We start from the raw sequence: 18,739 nt of genomic DNA on the forward strand, positions 1-18,739 counted from the left end.
TGAACAGTTGCGCCGGACCAGTTGCGTGCCCGCTAAAGGCCCCCCGACCCCGAGATCCGGCAGGGGAAACTTTGCGCTTCAAAGGCTGAAAACGGGTTAACGGAGCGATCTGCGGCCGTTGCGCGCCAGATCCGTCGAGGCAAGTTGCTGCAATGCGGCGATTCGCTCTTGAACTTTCCGTGCAAAAATGCCCCTTTCCGCGCAACTTTATGACCCAAGGAGAGATTCATGGATCCCCGTTCGCGCCCTTACCGTTCCGTTCTATATATTCCCGGCTCAAAGCCCCGTGCTTTGGACAAGGCCCGTGGCCTGCCCGTGGATGCCATCATCTTCGATCTGGAAGATGCGGTATCGGCGGATGAAAAGGACAACGCCCGCGACACGCTGAAGGCGGCGCTGGCCGAGGGCGGATATGGCTCGCGCGTCAAGATCGTGCGCATCAACGGGTTGGATACACCGTGGGGCAAGGCCGACGCAGAGGCTGTCAAGGATATGGACGCCGATGTGGTGTTGCTGCCCAAGGTGAACAGCGCGGCAGATGTCGATGCACTGGCCGCGATCACGGGTGATTTGCCGGTCTGGGCGATGATGGAAACGCCGCGCGGCATGCTGAACGCCGCCGAGATCGCCGCGCACCCGCTTCTGACAGGTATGGTGATGGGAACTAATGACCTCGCCAAGGAATTGCAGACCCGCTATCGCGCGGATCGTTTGCCGATGATGGCCGGTCTGGGGCTGTGCCTGCTGGCCGCCAAAGCCGAAGGCCTGATCATCGTTGATGGTGTTTATAACGCCTTCAAGGATGACGAGGGGCTGAAGGTCGAATGCGATCAGGGGCGTGATATGGGCTTTGACGGCAAGACGCTGATCCATCCGGCACAGGTCGATGTGACGAACGCAGCCTTTGCCCCGTCCGAGGCCGAGATCGATCTGGCCCGCCGTCAGATCACCGCATTTGAAGAGGTCGAAGCCAGCGGGCAGGGCGTTGCCGTGGTCGAAGGCAAGATTGTCGAGAACCTTCATGTTGTCACTGCACGTGAGATTCTGGCAAAAGCAGAAGCAATCATCGCCCTGCAATCCTGAAATCGGGAATCGCCGGGGTCTTTTCCAGCAAGCGGAGTAGCAAGCAATGGGCTTTGTTCTTTTGATCCTCGGCGTGGCCCTTTGGTGGGCCGCACATCTGTTCAAACGGGTCATGCCCGATGCACGGGCCCAAATGGGCGATCGTGGCAAGGGGTTGGTGGCGTTGGCGATCGCCGCGTCGATCCTGTTGATGATCTTTGGCTATAGTATGGCGGATGGTGCGTTCTTCTGGGGGCGCAGCCCGGCAATGGTGGGTATTAACAACCTGCTGATGGTTTTCGCGCTGTACTTTACCAGCCCCGGCCCGTCAAAAGGCGCGTTGTTCTATAAGATGCGCCACCCGATGTTAACCGGTTTCCTGATCTGGACTGTGGCGCACCTGCTGGTGAACGGCGATGTGCCGTCCTTTATCCTGTTCGGCGGTCTGGGTGTCTGGGCCGTGGTCGAGATGTCGGTGATCAACAAGGCCGAGCCGGATTGGACCCCACCTGAAAAAGGCGAGATCAAGAAAGACGCGATCTTCGTTGCGGCCTCGGTCGTTCTGCTGGTGGTGATTGGCTATATCCACACCTGGCTGGGGGCACCGGCGTTCGGATGACTGTGATTTATCGCCTGCTGACCGAAGACGATACCTCGGCCTTTTGTCACAAGGTCAGCGATGCGCTGGCCAAGGGGTGGGTCCTTCACGGCCCGCCGACCTATGCGTTTGACGCGGCGCGCGGCGTGATGCGCTGCGGGCAGGCGGTCACGAAAGAGATTAGTGCTGCTTACACAGCAGACATGAAATTAGGAGAGCAGTAGATGGCCCCTCAAACCCAGGCCAAGACCAATCCGGGTCGGTTTTTCGAAGATTACGCTGTGGGCGATGTGCTGAAACATGCCGTGCCGCGCACCGTGTCCGGGGGTGAACGTGCGCTGTATCATGCGGTGTATCCGGCGCGTCATGCGCTGTATTCATCCGATACGTTCGCGCAGGCGAGTGGATTGCCTGCCAGCCCGATTGATGATCTTGCGGCGTTCCACGTTGTGTTTGGCAAGACGGTTCCGGATGTATCTTTGAACGCTGTGGCCAACTTGGGGTATGCTGAAGGGCGCTGGCTGAAACCGGTGTATCCGGGCGATACGTTGCGCTCGGAATCCGAAGTGATCGGGTTGAAGCAAAACTCGAACGGCAAAACAGGTGTGGTCTATGTGCGCACCTATGGTCTGAACCAGAACGACGAAGTCGTGATGGAATACTGCCGCTGGGTGATGGTACGCAAAGCGAACCTGGAAGCCCCGGCACCTGAAACCGTGATCCCGGATCTTGCCAAGGTGTTGCCTGCTGGCGAACTGGTGGTTCCCGATGGATTGGATTTCACGAATTACGATTTCGATCTGGCTGGCGAACCGCATCGTTGGGGCGACTACGAGATTGGGGAAACCATCGATCACGTCGATGGCGTCACCGTTGAAGAGGCCGAGCACATGATCGCCACGCGCCTGTGGCAGAACACGGCCAAGGTGCATTTTGACCTGACTTTCCGTCCTGAGGGGCGACTGATTTATGGTGGCCACGTGATCTCGATGGCGCGGGCGTTGTCGTTTAACGGTCTGGCCAATGCGCAAATGATTGTCGGCCTGAATGGCGGCGCGCACGCCAATCCGTGTTTTGCCGGGCAGACCATCAAAGCGTGGTCCGAGGTGCTGGACAAGGCCGATACCAGCGCGCCGGGTGTCGGAGCAATCCGGCTGCGACTGGTGGCAACCAAAGGCGGGGCTCCGTTTGAGCTGAAAGGCGAGAATGGCAAATACCTGCCCGATGTGTTGCTGGATCTGGATTACTGGGCCTTGATGCCCAAGTGATCTTCCCGGGCTGGGCCGTTTAACTGGTCCGCTCGCGGGCGGGGACACCAAGGGTGTCCGATGATCTGTCGGCAATGTGATCGGTTCCCCGTGCCGGATTTGCTACGGTTCGGGGATGAACCGTTTTCGCACCCTTCTGATCGGGTCGCTTCTGGCCCTCGCACCGCAGACGCATGCCTGTGATCTGGCCTTGGCGTTGGCGGTGGATGTTTCAGGGTCGGTCGACCGCGATGAGTACCGGATCCAGATGGATGGGCTGGCGGCAGCATTGCGTGATCCGGTGGTGTCTGAATCGTTGGTACGGGGGCGGTCGCGCATCTTGTTGCTGCAATGGACCGGATCAACGCGCCAACGGATCACCATCCCCTGGACCGACATCGATTCCTTTGCGACGCTGGACATGCTGGCTGAGCGGATCGCCAATGACCCGAGGGTCTGGCGCAACTACTCCACCGCCGTTGGCGAAGCGCTGGGCGTGGCGCTGGCCACATTTGAAGACGCGGCGGACTGTCGGCGCAAGCTGATCGATCTGTCCGGTGATGGCCCGTCGAACGAAGGCATTGCGCCGACTGACCTGAGGCGCGCGTTGCGCGATGCCGGTATCACCGTGAATGCAATTGCCATTGAGGAAAGCGAACCAGACCTGACCGCCTATTTCTTCGAAAACGTGATTACCGGGGATGGGGCGTTTGTGGTGACAGCAACGGGGTTTAGCGACTATCCAGAGAAGATTCGCATGAAGCTGGTACGCGAAGTGTCCAAACAGTCGTCTGCCTTGCCTGGGGCTGCTGACGATCTTCGGCGTGCCGCCTTTAATCGCAACTGATTCCTGTATTGCGCTAACATGCGATTTTTCTGTGATCACACCCTTCCGGTCCGTGATCACATATTTGATTTTTCTGCGTTGCCGCGCCAAAAAACCGCGCCTATTGCCCGTCTGACGACGTGACTTGCAGAGAAAAAAGAGTAAAACCAAGGTCAGCTAACCGCAAAGGAGCCATCATGGCCGATGACAATCGGGGCAACCGCCCGCTTTCGCCGCACCTGACGATCTATCGCCCGCAGCTGACCTCGGTCACGTCGATCTTCGCGCGCATTACCGGTGTGGCCCTTCTGGGTGCCGCCTTTCTTGTTGTCTGGTGGTTTCTGGCCGCTGCGACCGGGCCTGAATATTTCGCAACCGTGAATGGGTTGATGACGTCGATGTTCGGCGATCTGGTCATGTTCGCGGCACTTTGGGCCGTCTGCTATCACTTCCTGTCCGGTCTGCGTCACCTTTACTGGGACACAGGTCGCGGGCTTGAGGTCGATGTGGCCGAGAAAATGGCGATGGGTGTGATCGTCGGGTCGGGTGTTCTGACAATCCTGATCGCGCTGATCGTCTGAGGGGGACTGAGACAATGGCATTCCTGACCGACCGCAAACGCGCCGAATATCGCGGATCATCGCGCACCGGCACCGAACACCTCTGGGGACAGACCATCAGCGCCGTGGGGCTGGCCGTTCTGATTCCGCTGTTTGTGCTGACCTTTGGCGGCGCATTGGGCGGCACATATGAAGAGGTGCTGGCCTATTACCAGCGTCCGTTCCCGGCGATTGTCGCCGCCATGACCATCACCGTGTCGATGATCCACTTCCGCCACGGCATTCAGGTGGTCATCGAAGACTATACACGCGGCCTGCAGAAAAAGTTTCTTATCATCCTCTGCACCTGCATCGCTTACGCCATTGCCGCCACCGGCCTGTTCGCGCTGGCGCGCATCGCCCTTTAAGATCGGAGCTTTGAAGTATGGCTGCTTACGAATACGAAACGCATGAATATGACGTGGTCGTGGTTGGCGCCGGTGGTGCCGGCCTGCGAGCAACGCTGGGAATGGCCGAACAAGGGTTGCGCACAGCCTGCGTGACCAAGGTGTTCCCGACCAGGTCGCACACAGTTGCAGCACAGGGCGGCATCGCCGCATCGCTGTCGAACATGGGCCCCGACAACTGGCAGTGGCATATGTATGACACGGTCAAAGGCTCGGACTGGCTGGGCGACACGGATGCGATGGAATATCTGGCCCGCGAAGCGCCCAAGGCGGTTTACGAGCTGGAACATTATGGTGTGCCGTTCTCGCGTACCGAAGAAGGCAAGATTTACCAGCGCCCGTTTGGTGGACACACCACTGAATTTGGTGAAGGCCCTGCCGTGCAGCGGACCTGTGCTGCGGCAGACCGGACCGGTCACGCGATCCTGCACACGCTGTATGGCCAGTCGCTGAAGAACAACGCCGAATTCTATATCGAATACTTCGCGATCGACCTGATCATGTCCGAAGACGGACAGTGTCAGGGTGTGGTCTGCTGGAAGCTGGATGACGGCACCATGCACGTCTTCAACGCCAAGATGGTCGTTCTGGCGACAGGCGGTTATGGCCGTGCCTATTTCAGCGCGACATCGGCCCATACCTGCACCGGTGACGGTGGCGGTATGGTGGCCCGTGCGGGCCTGCCGCTTCAGGATATGGAGTTTGTTCAGTTTCACCCGACCGGCATTTATGGCTCGGGCTGTCTGATCACCGAAGGCGCGCGAGGCGAAGGTGGATACCTGACCAACAGCGAAGGCGAACGGTTCATGGAGCGGTATGCGCCCCAGTACAAAGACCTTGCGCCACGTGACTATGTTTCACGCTCGATGACGATGGAGATTCGCGAAGGTCGCGGTGTGGGCGAACATGGTGATCACATCCACCTGAACCTGAACCACCTGCCTGCCGAAGCCTTGGCCGAACGCCTGCCGGGCATTTCGGAAAGTGCCAAGATCTTTGCCGGTGTAGACGTCAACAAGGAACCGATCCCGGTTCTGCCGACCGTGCATTATAACATGGGCGGTATCCCGACGAACTATTGGGGCGAGGTCCTGAACCCGACTGCCGAAGACCCGACGGCAATCGTGCCGGGTCTGATGGCGGCGGGTGAAGCGGGCTGTGCATCGGTGCACGGTGCGAACCGTTTGGGCTCAAACTCGCTTATCGACCTTGTGGTGTTTGGCCGCGCGGCGTCGATCCGCGCGGGACAGATCGTTGATGCAGATGGGCCCAACCCGGTGCTGAACCAGGCGTCGATTGACAAGGCGTTTGATCGGTTCGATGCAGCGCGCAATGCCAATGGTGCGATCCCGACCGCCGATCTGCGGCTTGAGATGCAGCGCACGATGCAGGCCGATGCGGCCGTGTTCCGGACCGCCAAGACCATGGCGGAAGGCGTCGAAAAGATGACAGCCGTGGCTGAAAAGATGAAGGACCTGAAGGTCACCGACCGCTCGCTGGTCTGGAACTCGGACCTGATGGAAACGCTTGAGCTGGACAATCTGATGCCCAACGCGCTGGCGACCATCGTCGGAGCCGAGGCGCGCAAGGAATCCCGTGGCGCCCACGCGCACGAAGATTTCACCACGCGCGACGACGAAAACTGGCGGGTGCACACGGTCAGCCGGATTGAGGGCACCAAGGTCGATCTGACCTATCGTCCCGTCATCGTTGACCCGTTGTCGACCGAAGCCGAAGGTGGCATCAGCCTGAAAAAGATCGCGCCCAAAGCGCGGACGTTCTAGGGCGGAAGGGCGACCCGTTTGGCACAGGACACGGACAGAACAGCGGCCCGGCGCGTGATCATCCATTGTGGTGTTCAGAAAACCGCGTCGACCGCTTTCCATCACTTTGTCCAGAAAAACCGGGATGCGCTGTCGGCGCAACTTGATATCCAGACGCCGGTCAAGGGATCGCTGATGCGCAACCTTGGGCGATCCGCCGCGCTGTACAGTCTGGGGGATGAACCGGAAGCTTCGTTCACGGGTCTGATCGACCAGATGCGGGAGGCTTTGGAGCAGGGCAGCAAGCCCGCCTTGCTGTCGCACGAAAACCTGCCAGGCGCGATGCTGGGCCGGGATGGGGTGGTGACACTGTACCCCAAGCTGGAAGACATCCTTGGTTTGCTGGACGCACATCTCGCGCCGTTCAAGACGCACTATGTGTTTCACACGCGTGACATGGCCGGGTGGAAAAACAGCGTTTACAATCAGGCCGTCCGGTCAGATTCTTACGCCGAAACTCGCGAAACGTTCTTGCAGCAGACGGCTGATTGCGGGACGTGGGCCGATCTTGAGGCGCGCGTCGCGGCGCAGGTCGGCGCGGATCGCGTGACCTTCCTGAAGGTCGAAGACGAACCTGAACGGGATCGCCCTGGCCAACGCTTGCTGCGCCTGTGCGGCGTGTCCGAGCCTGTTTTGGCAAGCCTGAACCCGGTCAGCGGCAGCCGCAATGAAAGCCTGAGCCCTGGGGCGCTTGAATTCTTGCGCCGGGTGAACGGGGCGAAATTGCCCCGCGCAGAACGGCGCAAGGTGGCCAAACTGATCCTTGACAGCGAAGCCCTGTTTCAGTCGGACGAGGTGCCGGGATGACCATGACCGAGCAAAATGCCGAGACGATGACAGAGCCGCGCGTCCTGTGCGTGGGCACGCATCACAAGACCGGAACTGTCTGGATGCGCCGCGTGTTTCGCGAGATAGGGCAGCTTCTGGATATTCCGATGATCGGCGTTCACCGGCCGGAAAAATGGGGCCGGGTGCCCGATACGGGCCGCGTCATCGTGGTCAACTGGGCCGGTCGGTTTGCGCCCGAGCTGCGCAATCGTCCCGATGCGCGCCTGTTCCACCTGATCCGCGATCCGCGTGACGTGTTGTTGTCGGGCGCGCGGTATCACGAATCGACCGAGATGCAGACCGAGAAGTTCCTGTTCAAAGAACGCCCCGATCTGGGCGGCAAGACCTATCAGGCGCATATGCAGGGTCTGGCGACGCTGGATGACAAGCTGGCCTTTGAAATGGGCGAGATGCACCTGAAGACCCTCACACAGATGCTGGAGTGGGATGCTGAAAACCCCCGTGCGCTGGACCTGCGGTATGAGGATCTGATCGGCGACGAAGACTGCGCGCTGTTCACGCAGGTGCTGAAGTCCTTTGGCTTTAACGACGAAGAAGTGCAGAAAAGCTGCGAGATCTTCGTCAAGAATTCCCTGTTCGGTGGCCATTCCGGTGGCCGGACAAAAACACACGTCAAGTCGGGCAAAGCCGCGCAATGGGTCACGGCCCTGCCGCCGACAACAGCTCAGCTATATCTTGAGCGTCATGGCGACGATCTGATCACGCTGGGTTATGAGACCGATAAAACCTGGATCGATCGGCTGAATTATCAGCCGAAATCAGAAACGCAAGAACCGCAGACCGAGGAGTCCTGACCATGGCCGAGTTCACGCTGCCCAAGAATTCGAGAGTAGTAACGGGTAAGACCTGGCCCAAGCCAGAAGGCGCCGGGACGTTGCGCAAGTTCCAGATCTATCGCTGGAACCCCGATGACGGGCAGAACCCGCGCGTCGACACCTATTTCGTCGATATGGACAAGTGCGGCCCGATGGTTCTGGACGCGCTGATCAAGATCAAGAACGAGATTGATCCGACGTTGACTTTCCGGCGGTCCTGCCGCGAAGGCATCTGTGGATCCTGCGCGATGAACATCGACGGGATCAACACGCTGGCTTGTATCTATGGCCTGGACGAGATCAAGGGCGACGTGAAGATTTATCCGTTGCCGCATTTGCCGGTGGTGAAGGACCTGATCCCGGATCTGACGCATTTTTATGCGCAGCACGCATCGATCATGCCGTGGCTGGAAACCAAAACCAACCGCCCCGCAAAAGAGTGGAAGCAGTCGATCGAAGACCGCAAGAAACTGGATGGTCTGTATGAATGCGTCATGTGCGCCTCATGCTCGACATCGTGCCCCAGCTATTGGTGGAACGGTGATCGGTATCTTGGGCCAGCCGCGCTGTTGCACGCCTATCGCTGGATTATCGACAGCCGAGATGAGGCCACGGGTGAGCGGCTTGACGAACTGGAAGACCCGTTCAAGCTGTATCGCTGCCACACGATTATGAACTGCGCCAAGACCTGCCCAAAGGGTCTGAACCCGGCGAAGGCGATTTCCGAGATCAAGAAGATGATGGTCGAACGCACAGTCTGACCGACACATTGAATTGAAACTTGGTCCCGCGCTTTGAAAAAGGCGCGGGATTTTCTTTTTGTTTGGCACCTTGTCCGGCCGCGGCCCTTTATGGGAGTGGCTAATAATGAATTCCATTTCCAATATATCAAGTGACTCAAAAAATGAGGAAACAACCATTCCGGTATCTCGGCAGGAGTGCCTAATGATTGAATGTTCGGTTTCGGAGTTTCCGAATTTCGCTGATTAATGTCCGGCGTCGGATTTTTTCCTGAGATGCAAAACCTGCAATACGGTTCTGCACAAATGGGGGGTGTCGGCGGCCCGGTCCGGGGTTAGATGGGCATCAAGGGAGGGTGTCCGAAACTCCGGAGCAACCCATGAAGAACGTGCAACCCATCAAGAAAATCCCAGCAAAAGAAGCCCTGCGGCTTTTGGAAGAAGCATGGTCCTATTACTTGCCGGAGCCAATGCCAAAGTCTGTGATCGACGCAAGCCAACTGGTCTTGTTCCAGTACCACAACGCGGCCTGACCGCCTTGCCCAGGCATATAAAAGCGCCCTGGCATCGGATGCTGGGGCGCTTTGCATTGCATGCCTGAGAAGAGGCTACGATAACGGACCTATGCCGACCCTGCTTCTGATCCTGCTTGTGGGCGTCTTTGTGTATTCATACTGGCGTCACCGGACCACAACCCTTACGCGTGCGTGCCGTTGGCGGGAAGATCGCTCGGCGGACGGCGATGGCACCCGAAAGTTTGCCTGTGCGTCCTGTGGGGCGCAGGCGCGGTGCCCTATCGGGGAAACTCCGCGCCACTGTGGTGCGCTGCCCCGTGACCGGGGCTGATCACGTAAACGCCCTTCCCAAAAGCGTCCAAATACGGTTCGGTTCTTTTGACACAAAGGATGATCCGCATGACGTATGACCCGCCAGAAGACGCACAAGCCCGACGCGCCCTTGCCCCAGTGATTTGCTATCCCAATAACACTTTGCCTCAAGTTGACATTGATCTGTACCGTTCAGCGCGGTCTGGGGCAGTCAAGACGGACGAAGTTCTGGTTCCCGCGCGGGACGCCAGATGCTTTACGGTGCCGCAGGGCCACTTCTTTCGGATCTCATCGGTTGAAGGGCCGCAGGTGGGCGACCTGAATCTGTGGAATGCCAATGACCTGTCCGAGCGGTTCTATTCGGGCAAAACACGGGCGCTGCATGGCACGCATCTGACAACAGGTGAGCGGATGTGGAGCAGCTTTCCCAGTTTGCGGCCGATGGCGACGATCATCGATGATACCTTGGACTGGTACGGGATGGATGCGTTCGGAGGGTCAGTGCATGATGTGATTGGCACGCGCTGCGACCCTTATACCGGCAACCTGTTGTCAGGATCGCAATACCACCATTGTTGCCATTCGAACCTGACGCGGGCGCTGGGGAACCACCTGGGGGTTGCGACGGATCAGGCCGAACCGCATGTCCATGATGTGTTGAATGTGTTCATGTGCACCGGGTTCACTCGCGACACCGGACAGTATTTCATGAAGGCCAGCCCTGTACGGCCCGGGGACCATCTGGATTTCTTTGCCGAAATCGATTTGCTGGGCGGGTTGAGCGCTTGTCCGGGTGGAGATTGTTCGTCTGAACATTCAAGCGATACGGCAGCGTGTTTCCCGCTTTTGGTCGAAATTTTTGAACCGCCGGCCGAGGCACTGGATGGCTGGAAGGCACCGAATTTGAATCAGTATGACCGTACACATGGGTTGTGACCACGAAACGGTACCAGATCGTTAACGTGTGACTGAAAACGGGGAAAACAGGTTTGTTTGCTCTGACGCTTGGAGGCGTCAGAGCGTTTCTTGGTGGCTATCTGTCGAAAGCAGCTTTCAGCGCAATGTCGACCATATCGGCAAAACCCCGCTCACGTTCGTCCGAGGGAAGCGCTTCGCCGGTTAATAAATGGTCGGACACTGTCAGAACCGCCAAAGCCCTACACCCGTGGCGTGCTGCCAGAGTATAGAGTTCTGCCGCTTCCATTTCGACACCCAGAATGCCATGACGCACCATCTGTTCATTCAGGTCAGGACGTTCGTCATAGAACACATCCGAGGAGTAGATCCCTCCGATGTGGGTGTCAGCGCCTTTTTCGCGGGCGGCTTTTGCCGCCCGTTCCAAAAGCTGCCAATCGGCGCAAGGCGCGAAATTGACTTCGCGCAGAATGCCTTTGGACGGAGTGCTGATCGATGTTGAGGTCATTGCGAGAATGATATCCCGCACCTTCACATGATCCTGCATCCCGCCGCAGGATCCGATCCGGATCAGTTGCTTTGCACCATAATCGCGGATCAGTTCGTTTACGTAGATTGATAAGGACGGCATCCCCATACCGCTGCCCTGTATCGTGACCCTGTTGCCATTCCACATGCCGGTGTATCCCAGCATGCCTCTGACTTCGTTGACTAACTTTACGTCGGTCAAGAAAGTCTCAGCGGCCCATTTCGCCCGATAAGGGTCGCCCGGCATCAACACGGTTTCCGCGATATCGCCGGGTTTGGCTCCAATATGAATGGTCAATTTTTGTCTCTACGCGCCTTGATCAGATTTCCAGTTCGGTGATGTCGACACCGTTGGAAATGGCTTCGTGCACCCAGCGGGGCTTGCGACCCCGACCGGTCCAGGTATCTTCCGGGTTTGCCGGATTCCGGTATTTCGCCGGAGATTTAGTGGTTTTACCTGCACGCGTTTTTGTACCACCAGAAAGTTCGTCCAAAGAAAACCCGAATTCAGCAGCTGCTGACTCGGCTGCTTTCAGCGCTTCTTTGCGTTCACGAACTTCGGCAGATTTCAACGCCGCGTCGATGTCACTCTTTAGTTGAATTAGTTCTTTGCGTGACATGGCGTCGAGATTAATCGCCATTTTAGACTCCCTTATCATTGTCTAATGCGCGAAATAGTTCGCGGCATTAGAAACGACAATAGGGAATTTGGTGACGCTAATCAGCGGCAATCTGACACGTAACCGGTCACTCGGCTGCTATTTTTCCCGGATCGACCAAAGTAACGATGTCGGTCATGATCGTATTGAGCTCGAAATCCTTCGGAGTATAGACTTTCGAAACACCCATTTTCCTCAGTTTCTCGGCATCGTCATCTGGAATGATGCCACCGACAATCACCGGAATATGCGTCAGACCGGCGGCTTTCATACGGGTCATGACCTCTTCGACCAACGGTACATGGCTGCCTGACAGAATTGACAGTCCGACAACATGGGCGTCGTCTTTTTGGGCGTTTTCCACGATTTCTTCAGGTGTCAGACGGATTCCGTCATAGGCAATGTCCATCCCGCAATCGCGAGCGCGGAACGCGATCTGTTCGGCCCCGTTGGAATGTCCATCCAGGCCCGGTTTGCCGACAAGGAATTTCAGACGGCGGCCCAGCTTGTCGCTAACCGCATCAACGGCGGCGCGGATGTCGTCCAGCCCTTCGGTCTTGTTGGAAACCGATCCCGACACTCCAGTCGGTCCGCGATAGGTGCCATAGACCTTGCGCATCTCTTCGGCCCATTCGCCGGTGGTAACGCCAGCTTTGGCGGCAGCAATTGACGGCTCCATGACGTTTGCACCGGTTTTCGCAGCCTCGCGCAGCGCGGTCAGCGTGGCAGTCACGGCGGCATCGTCACGTTCGGTCCGCCAGCCATTCAACCGGTCGATCTGATCCTGCTCCATAGCCGGGTCGACGACCATGATGCCGCTGTCTCCGGTTGTCAGCGGCGATGGTTCGGTCGTGGTGAACTTGTTGACCCCCACAACAGTGGTTTCTCCGGCCTCGATACGGTTCAGACGCTCGGCATTTGAATCTACAAGGCGGGATTTCATGTATTCGATGGATGAGATCGCGCCGCCCATGCTGTCAAGGTTGGCCAGCTCGGCGCGGGCGCCGTCCTTCAACTCTTCAACCTTGCGATCAACGGCGGGGTTGTTGTCGAACAGGTCGTCATATTCCAGCAGGTCGGTTTCAAACGCCATGATCTGCTGCATCCGCATCGACCATTGCTGATCCCACGGACGGGGCAGGCCAAGGGCTTCGTTCCAGGCAGGAAGCTGCACGGCGCGGGCGCGGGCCTTTTTCGACAGGGTCACGGCCAGCATCTCGATCAGAATGCGGTAAACGTTGTTTTCGGGCTGTTGTTCGGTCAATCCAAGCGAATTCACCTGAACGCCATAGCGGAAGCGGCGGAATTTGGGGTTTTCGACACCATACCGTTGTTCCAGAATTTCGTCCCACAGATCGACAAAAGCACGCATCTTGCACATCTCGGTCACGAACCGGATGCCCGCATTCACAAAGAACGAAATCCGGCCGCAGAGCGCGGGGAAGTCTTCGGCAGGAACGCGAGGGCGCAATTCGTCCAGAACCGCGATGGCCGTGGCCAGAGCGTATGAAAGCTCTTGCTCGGGCGTCGCGCCAGCCTCTTGCAGGTGATAGGAACACACGTTCATCGGGTTCCATTTGGGCACGTTAGTATAACAGTACTCGGCCACGTCGGCGATCATCTTCAACGACGGTTTGGGCGGGCAGACATAGGTGCCGCGGCTAAGGTATTCCTTGATCAGGTCGTTTTGCACCGTGCCCTGCAGTTTGGACACATCCGCACCCTGTTCTTCAGCCACGGCAATATAGAGTGCCAGCAACCACGGCGCAGTCGCGTTAATCGTCATCGACGTGTTCATCTGTTCCAGCGGGATCTGGTCGAACAACGCGCGCATGTCGCCCAGATGGCTGACCGGAACACCGACCTTGCCGACCTCACCACGCGCCAGCACATGATCGCTGTCGTATCCGGTCTGCGTTGGCAGATCGAAGGCCACGGACAGACCGGTCTGACCTTTGGCCAGGTTGTTCCGGTACAGTTCATTCGATGCTTTGGCGGTCGAGTGACCGGCATAAGTGCGGATCAACCAGGGGCGATCTTTCTGCGTCTGCGTCATCGGGGACCTCACGTAACAGGCGTCGGTAATAATATTTCGCTTCAACGCTCTAAAGCGCAATTTTGTGCGGTTGTCAATTCGCTGCGGCGCGGCATTGCGGCCAACAACTCAGATTGTCGTCGCGTCCATTTGATGGCACGGTGCGCCCATGACGCAATCCGTCGAAATGCCGCTGTGGCTGCTGCTTCTGATTCTAGGCTTTGCTGCAATCGCAGCGCTCGACAGGATGTTGATTCCGTCGGTGCGGTGGTTTTTTCGGCGCCGGTTGGAAAAGGCTGTGTCGCGCCTGAACAAAAACCTGGACCGGCCAATCCAACCGTTCAAGCTGGCCCGCCGGTTCGATATGATCCAACGCATCATATATGACCCCGCTGTTGCACAGGCTGTGGCTGAACATGCCACGGCACAGGGTATCCCCGAGAATGTCGCCTTTGAAGAAGCCCGCCGATATGCGCGGGAAATCGTGCCCTCCTTTTCGGCCTCGGCCTATTTCGGCTTTGCGATTCGCGCCGCACGGATCCTGTCAAATGCGCTGTACCGGGTGCGATTGTGGCATCTGGATGAAGAGGCTTTGGGCAAGATTGACCGAGACGCGACTGTGGTCTTCGTCATGAACCACCGCAGCAACATGGACTATGTCCTGGTGACCTATCTGGCGGCAGAACGTTCTGCGTTGTCTTATGCAGTGGGCGAATGGGCGCAGGTCTGGCCGCTCAGCCGGTTGATCCGCGCAATGGGGGCTTTCTTTATTCGCCGCAAATCCCGCAATGAACTCTATCGCAAAGTGCTGTCGTGTTACGTGCGACTGGCCACGCAGGCCGGGGTGACGCAAGCGATGTTCCCCGAAGGCGGGCTAAGCCAAAGCGGTGCCCTGATGCCCGCCAAACTGGGTCTGCTGAAATACATCGTCGACGCGCACCAGATGGATGGTCGCGACGTCGTATTTGTCCCGGTCGCCCTGAATTACGATCATGTGTTGGAAGATCGAATTCTGATCAGCGCAGCAAAAGACAAGAAACGCCGGTTTGATGCGCGGATTGGCGTGATCACCGGACAGGCATTGCATCAGGTCTGGTTGCGAATCACCGGCAGGTATCACCGGTTTGGTTTTGCCGGCGTCAGTTTTGGCGCTCCGGTTTCGTTGAAACAGATGCGCAGCGAAACCGAGGGGGATGTGTCACGGCTGCTGGCCCGCAGCCTGATGCGCCAGATTGGTGGGCTGACCCCGATCCTGCCGGTGCCGTTGATTGCATGGATGATGCTCAGGACCGGCCCCCTCAGCCGGATTGAACTGGAGCGCAGGCTGAACACACTGCTCAAGCAGATACCAGATACCTATGTGCATCTTCCACGTGGTAGCCGGGGATACACTGTCGAAGTCGCGCTGCGCGATCTGACTGAGCGCGGCATTGTTGTGGAAGGCGAGGGGCTTTTTAGCCCGGTTGCCGGGCAAGAACCGGTACTTAGGTACTATGCCAATTCGATCCGGCATCTGATGCCCAGCGTTCCGGAAGGCGATGCTGCGGTTGCGAAGGAAATTTCTGCGCCTGCTGGGTCATAAAATTACAAAATCAGCATAATTGATGTTGCATTGTTGCGTGGTGGGCAATATTTCATCCTGAACACCGCGATTCTGCGTTGCGGCGACAACCTTTTTTTACAGGAGGCCACGATGGCTTTGGACAACAATAACGATGTTGTATCGTATGAGGCACCGGAAAAAGACCTCTACGAGATGGGTGAAATCCCTCCGATGGGGTTCGTACCCAAGAAGATGTATTCATGGGCCATCCGTAAAGAGCGTCACGGCGAACCGGATACCGCCATGCAGCTTGAAGTGGTCGATGTGCCCGTTCTGGACAGCCATGAAGTTCTCGTGCTCGTGATGGCCGCAGGGGTTAACTATAACGGCGTCTGGGCGTCGCTTGGTCAGCCGATCTCACCGTTTGATGGCCACAAGGCCCCTTATCACATCGCTGGTTCCGATGCCTCGGGTATCGTTTGGGCCGTGGGATCAAAAGTGAAATCCTGGAAAGTGGGCGACGAAGTCGTGATCCACTGTAATCAGGACGACGGCGACGACGTCGAATGCAATGGCGGCGATCCGATGTATTCGCCCAGCCAGCGGATCTGGGGCTATGAAACCCCGGACGGATCGTTTGCGCAGTTCACCAACGTTCAGGCTCAGCAGTTGATGCCGCGTCCCAAGCACCTGACCTGGGAAGAAAGCGCCTGTTATACCCTGACGCTGGCGACCGCCTATCGGATGCTGTTTGGCCATCACCCGCACGAACTGAAGCCGGGCCAGAACGTCCTGGTCTGGGGCGCGTCGGGCGGTCTGGGATCTTACGCGATCCAGTTGATCAACACGGCAGGTGCCAATGCCATTGGCGTGATCTCGGATGAAGACAAGCGGGACTTTGTCATGGGGCTTGGCGCCAAGGGCGTCATCAACCGCAAGGACTTCAACTGCTGGGGTCAACTGCCCACAGTCAACACCCCGGAATACGCCGCATGGTTCAAGGAAGCACGCCGGTTTGGTGCTGCGATCTGGGAGATCACCGGCAAAGGCAACAACGTCGACATCGTGTTCGAACACCCCGGCGAAGCCACTTTCCCGGTGTCGTCTTTCGTCTGTAAAAAGGGCGGCATGGTTGTGATCTGCGCCGGAACCACCGGTTTCAACCTGACCTTTGACGTGCGCTATGTCTGGATGCACCAGAAGCGTTTGCAGGGTTCGCACTTTGCGCACCTGAAGCAGGCCGCTTCAGCCAACCAGCTGATGTTGGAGCGTCGTCTTGATCCGTGCATGTCCGAAGTGTTCTCGTGGGATGACCTGCGCGAAGCGCACATGAAGATGATGCGCAACGAACACAAGCCGGGCAACATGTCGGTGCTTGTCCAGTCGCCCAAGACTGGCCTGCGCACGCTGGAAGAGGTTTTGGATGCGCGCGGTTAACTGACCCGCCATTTTACGAAATCAACGCCCGCGAATCACCTTGCTGATTCGCGGGCGTTTTCCATTTCGAGGATGTGACAGGTGAATTCTCAGGGGGTTAGTTTCCTGCCCCTCACCGGATCTGGGGAGTGGAAAGCAGTGAATTTCACATCATATATATTCTTGCTATGGTTGTGTTAATCTTTCATTAACCACTTCGGGGCGAGGCTAAAAATGCAACATGACTGGATACTTGATGTGTTGGCGGACCTGAAGACATTTGCCAGTGCAAACGACCTAGGGGCCTTGGCTGAACAGCTGGATGACACCACGCTGATCGCCGCCGCCGAAATCGCGTCAAAGCAAGAAAAGGCGCTGGCGAAAACTGATGGTGAACAGGGTCGACTTGGACCAGATACTGGAGGACTTGGACGCCACCACAGCGCTTGATGGTCTGCAGAACATTGCTGAGAAACTGCGCAATGCGTTCCGGGTGGATCATATCGTCTATCACTGGGTCGACAGTGCCGGGGAGCAATATGGATGCGGCACCTATTGCGAGGCGTGGGTCAACCACTATGTCGCCCAGAACTATATCCGAATTGATCCGGTTATTGTCGGTTGTTTTCAAAGGTTTCACCCAGTTGACTGGAAGCAGTTGGATTGGTCGGGAAAGGCTGCCAGACAGTTTCTTTCGGATGCTCTGGCCCACGGCGTTGGCAACCAGGGGTTTTCGATCCCGATCCGCGGCCCGGTCGGGCAATTTGCACTGTTTACCGTCAACCATACCTGTGACGATGACGCATGGGCAGAGTTTGCCGAGGCCAACAACCGGGACCTGATCCTGATTGGCCATTTCTTCAACCGAAAGGCTCTGGAGTTTGAAACCGGTCGCCAGCCCGAACCTGCCCGTGCACTTTCCCCACGCGAAGTGGATTCGATAACGTTGCTGGCGATGGGCTATAACCGGGCTCAGGTGGCGGACACGTTGTCGATCTCAGAACACACGCTTCGCGTGTATATTGAAAGCGCTCGGTTCAAGTTGGGAGCGTTGAACACAACCCATGCGATTGCTCGCGCGATGAGCCGTGGATTGATCGTCGTGTAACCGGACGCGCGCCGCGCTGACCGTATATTAACCATTTTTGCCCAAGTCTGACGCAGCAGGACGACAAGGGGACAAGCTCATGCTGCGTTACATTTATGCGAATGAATTGACTCAATTTCCCAAACTTGGCCGCACGATGTTTCTCGATCGCGCCGACCAGTTTCGCACCCGATTGGAGTGGGATGTCAGGGTTGATGTGAACGGTGAAGAACGCGACGATTATGACGATCTGAACCCGCTTTACGTGATCTGGGAAGAACCGGACGGCCGCCACGGCGGATCGATGCGGTTCTTGCCCACCACGGGGCGAACCATGGTCAACGACGTGTTCGGACATCTGACGGGCGGTGGCCCGGTGGTTAGCCCGCTGATCTGGGAATGCACTCGTTTCTGCCTCGCGCGCGGGGCCAAGGCCAATGTGGCGGCGGCCCTGATGCTGGGCGGGGGCGAGATCATGACAGGCTTTGGCATCCGGCATTTTGTTGGTGTGTTCGATGCCCGGATGGTGCGGATATATCGCGCGATCGGGTCGTCGCCCGAGGTTCTTGGCTCGGAAGGGGAAGGGCGCGACCGGATAAGCGTTGGCCTTTGGGAGTTCACGCAAGAGGCCCGAAACCATATCGCACAACGGGCCGGAGTGTCGCCTGAATTGTCGCGGCTTTGGTTTACGCGCGATTTTGGCAACGACGCCGCGCCACGCTTTGCACAAACCGGGTAGATCCGTCTGGTGCCGTCCGGGCAG

21 protein-coding genes are annotated in these 18,739 nt (G+C 57.7%); 18 read left to right on the plus strand and 3 right to left on the minus strand.

Annotated elements, in window-relative coordinates; translation table 11 throughout:
- Nucleotides 1–228: 228 nt before the first annotated feature.
- The 13 genes from FOY56_RS11155 to FOY56_RS11215 all read left to right on the plus strand — a co-directional run bounded on the left by FOY56_RS11155 (nucleotide 229) and on the right by FOY56_RS11215 (nucleotide 10,729).
- Nucleotides 229–1,083 (plus strand): HpcH/HpaI aldolase/citrate lyase family protein, encoded by an 855-nt coding sequence (locus tag FOY56_RS11155; RefSeq protein WP_146345915.1) that lies wholly within the window; start codon nucleotides 229–231, stop codon nucleotides 1,081–1,083.
- 46 nt (nucleotides 1,084–1,129) lie between these two features.
- The gene (locus FOY56_RS11160) at nucleotides 1,130–1,681 is read left to right on the plus strand and encodes an NnrU family protein (RefSeq protein WP_146345916.1); all 552 of its coding nucleotides are present in this window, start codon (nucleotides 1,130–1,132) and stop codon (nucleotides 1,679–1,681) included.
- Nucleotides 1,678–1,884, plus strand: coding sequence for a DUF1737 domain-containing protein (locus FOY56_RS11165; protein ID WP_146345917.1), 207 nt, complete (start codon nucleotides 1,678–1,680; stop codon nucleotides 1,882–1,884). Before FOY56_RS11160 ends, FOY56_RS11165 begins: the two co-directional genes overlap by 4 nt.
- Complete coding sequence (locus FOY56_RS11170; RefSeq protein ID WP_146345918.1) at nucleotides 1,885–2,928, plus strand: MaoC family dehydratase; 1,044 nt, start codon at nucleotides 1,885–1,887, stop codon at nucleotides 2,926–2,928. It begins immediately after the preceding gene.
- Nucleotides 2,929–3,043: 115 nt separating this feature from the next.
- On the plus strand, nucleotides 3,044–3,754 hold the full coding sequence (locus FOY56_RS11175; RefSeq protein ID WP_146345919.1) for a DUF1194 domain-containing protein: 711 nt from the start codon (nucleotides 3,044–3,046) through the stop codon (nucleotides 3,752–3,754).
- A gap of 176 nt (nucleotides 3,755–3,930) precedes the next feature.
- Nucleotides 3,931–4,314 carry a succinate dehydrogenase, cytochrome b556 subunit gene (gene sdhC, locus FOY56_RS11180; RefSeq protein WP_146345920.1) on the plus strand — a complete coding sequence of 128 codons (384 nt, stop codon included), beginning with the start codon at nucleotides 3,931–3,933 and terminating at the stop codon, nucleotides 4,312–4,314.
- 14 nt (nucleotides 4,315–4,328) lie between these two features.
- Nucleotides 4,329–4,700 (plus strand): succinate dehydrogenase, hydrophobic membrane anchor protein, encoded by a 372-nt coding sequence (sdhD, locus tag FOY56_RS11185; protein ID WP_146345921.1) that lies wholly within the window; start codon nucleotides 4,329–4,331, stop codon nucleotides 4,698–4,700.
- Nucleotides 4,701–4,717: 17 nt separating this feature from the next.
- Entirely contained in the window at nucleotides 4,718–6,523 is a 1,806-nt protein-coding gene (gene sdhA, locus FOY56_RS11190; protein WP_146345922.1) for a succinate dehydrogenase flavoprotein subunit, read from the plus strand.
- An 18-nt stretch (nucleotides 6,524–6,541) separates the two neighbouring features.
- Nucleotides 6,542–7,369 carry a hypothetical protein gene (locus FOY56_RS11195; protein ID WP_146345923.1) on the plus strand — a complete coding sequence of 276 codons (828 nt, stop codon included), beginning with the start codon at nucleotides 6,542–6,544 and terminating at the stop codon, nucleotides 7,367–7,369.
- Nucleotides 7,366–8,205: a sulfotransferase family protein gene (locus FOY56_RS11200; RefSeq protein ID WP_146345924.1), complete on the plus strand. Its 840-nt coding sequence runs from the start codon at nucleotides 7,366–7,368 to the stop codon at nucleotides 8,203–8,205. The genes FOY56_RS11195 and FOY56_RS11200 overlap by 4 nt, the downstream gene beginning before the upstream one ends.
- Nucleotides 8,206–8,207: 2 nt before the next feature.
- Nucleotides 8,208–8,987 (plus strand): succinate dehydrogenase iron-sulfur subunit, encoded by a 780-nt coding sequence (locus FOY56_RS11205; RefSeq protein WP_146345925.1) that lies wholly within the window; start codon nucleotides 8,208–8,210, stop codon nucleotides 8,985–8,987.
- 359 nt (nucleotides 8,988–9,346) lie between these two features.
- The gene (locus FOY56_RS23580; RefSeq protein ID WP_186766315.1) at nucleotides 9,347–9,499 is read left to right on the plus strand and encodes a hypothetical protein; all 153 of its coding nucleotides are present in this window, start codon (nucleotides 9,347–9,349) and stop codon (nucleotides 9,497–9,499) included.
- 381 nt (nucleotides 9,500–9,880) lie between these two features.
- The gene (locus tag FOY56_RS11215; RefSeq protein ID WP_146345927.1) at nucleotides 9,881–10,729 is read left to right on the plus strand and encodes an urea carboxylase-associated family protein; all 849 of its coding nucleotides are present in this window, start codon (nucleotides 9,881–9,883) and stop codon (nucleotides 10,727–10,729) included.
- Nucleotides 10,730–10,826: 97 nt separating this feature from the next.
- Here the strand turns inward: FOY56_RS11215 and deoD are convergent, their stop codons facing one another.
- The 3 genes from deoD to FOY56_RS11230 all read right to left on the minus strand — a co-directional run bounded on the left by deoD (nucleotide 10,827) and on the right by FOY56_RS11230 (nucleotide 13,963).
- Nucleotides 10,827–11,534, minus strand: coding sequence for a purine-nucleoside phosphorylase (deoD, locus tag FOY56_RS11220; RefSeq protein ID WP_146345928.1), 708 nt, complete (start codon nucleotides 11,532–11,534; stop codon nucleotides 10,827–10,829).
- 22 nt (nucleotides 11,535–11,556) lie between these two features.
- Nucleotides 11,557–11,877, minus strand: a complete 321-nt coding sequence (locus tag FOY56_RS11225; protein WP_146345929.1) for an H-NS histone family protein — start codon at nucleotides 11,875–11,877, stop codon at nucleotides 11,557–11,559.
- A 106-nt stretch (nucleotides 11,878–11,983) separates the two neighbouring features.
- Nucleotides 11,984–13,963 carry a methylmalonyl-CoA mutase family protein gene (locus FOY56_RS11230; protein ID WP_281288821.1) on the minus strand — a complete coding sequence of 660 codons (1,980 nt, stop codon included), beginning with the start codon at nucleotides 13,961–13,963 and terminating at the stop codon, nucleotides 11,984–11,986.
- Between the two features lie 136 nt (nucleotides 13,964–14,099).
- Here FOY56_RS11230 and FOY56_RS11235 point away from each other — a divergent pair, with 136 nt between their 5' ends.
- The 5 genes from FOY56_RS11235 to FOY56_RS11255 all read left to right on the plus strand — a co-directional run bounded on the left by FOY56_RS11235 (nucleotide 14,100) and on the right by FOY56_RS11255 (nucleotide 18,715).
- Complete coding sequence (locus FOY56_RS11235; RefSeq protein ID WP_146345931.1) at nucleotides 14,100–15,512, plus strand: 1-acyl-sn-glycerol-3-phosphate acyltransferase; 1,413 nt, start codon at nucleotides 14,100–14,102, stop codon at nucleotides 15,510–15,512.
- Nucleotides 15,513–15,623: 111 nt separating this feature from the next.
- On the plus strand, nucleotides 15,624–16,910 hold the full coding sequence (gene ccrA / locus FOY56_RS11240; RefSeq protein WP_146345932.1) for a crotonyl-CoA carboxylase/reductase: 1,287 nt from the start codon (nucleotides 15,624–15,626) through the stop codon (nucleotides 16,908–16,910).
- Between the two features lie 213 nt (nucleotides 16,911–17,123).
- Nucleotides 17,124–17,339 (plus strand): hypothetical protein, encoded by a 216-nt coding sequence (locus tag FOY56_RS11245; RefSeq protein WP_146345933.1) that lies wholly within the window; start codon nucleotides 17,124–17,126, stop codon nucleotides 17,337–17,339.
- A complete protein-coding gene (locus FOY56_RS11250) occupies nucleotides 17,278–17,997 on the plus strand; it encodes a helix-turn-helix transcriptional regulator (protein WP_146345934.1) in 720 nt (239 codons plus the stop codon). The genes FOY56_RS11245 and FOY56_RS11250 overlap by 62 nt, the downstream gene beginning before the upstream one ends.
- Before the next feature lie 79 nt (nucleotides 17,998–18,076).
- On the plus strand, nucleotides 18,077–18,715 hold the full coding sequence (locus FOY56_RS11255; RefSeq protein ID WP_146345935.1) for an acyl-homoserine-lactone synthase: 639 nt from the start codon (nucleotides 18,077–18,079) through the stop codon (nucleotides 18,713–18,715).
- Nucleotides 18,716–18,739: the final 24 nt, after the last annotated feature.

Origin of the sequence: Falsiphaeobacter marinintestinus (assembly GCF_007923355.1) — a bacterium.
Classification (GTDB): Bacteria; Pseudomonadota; Alphaproteobacteria; order Rhodobacterales; family Rhodobacteraceae; genus Phaeobacter_A; species Phaeobacter_A marinintestinus.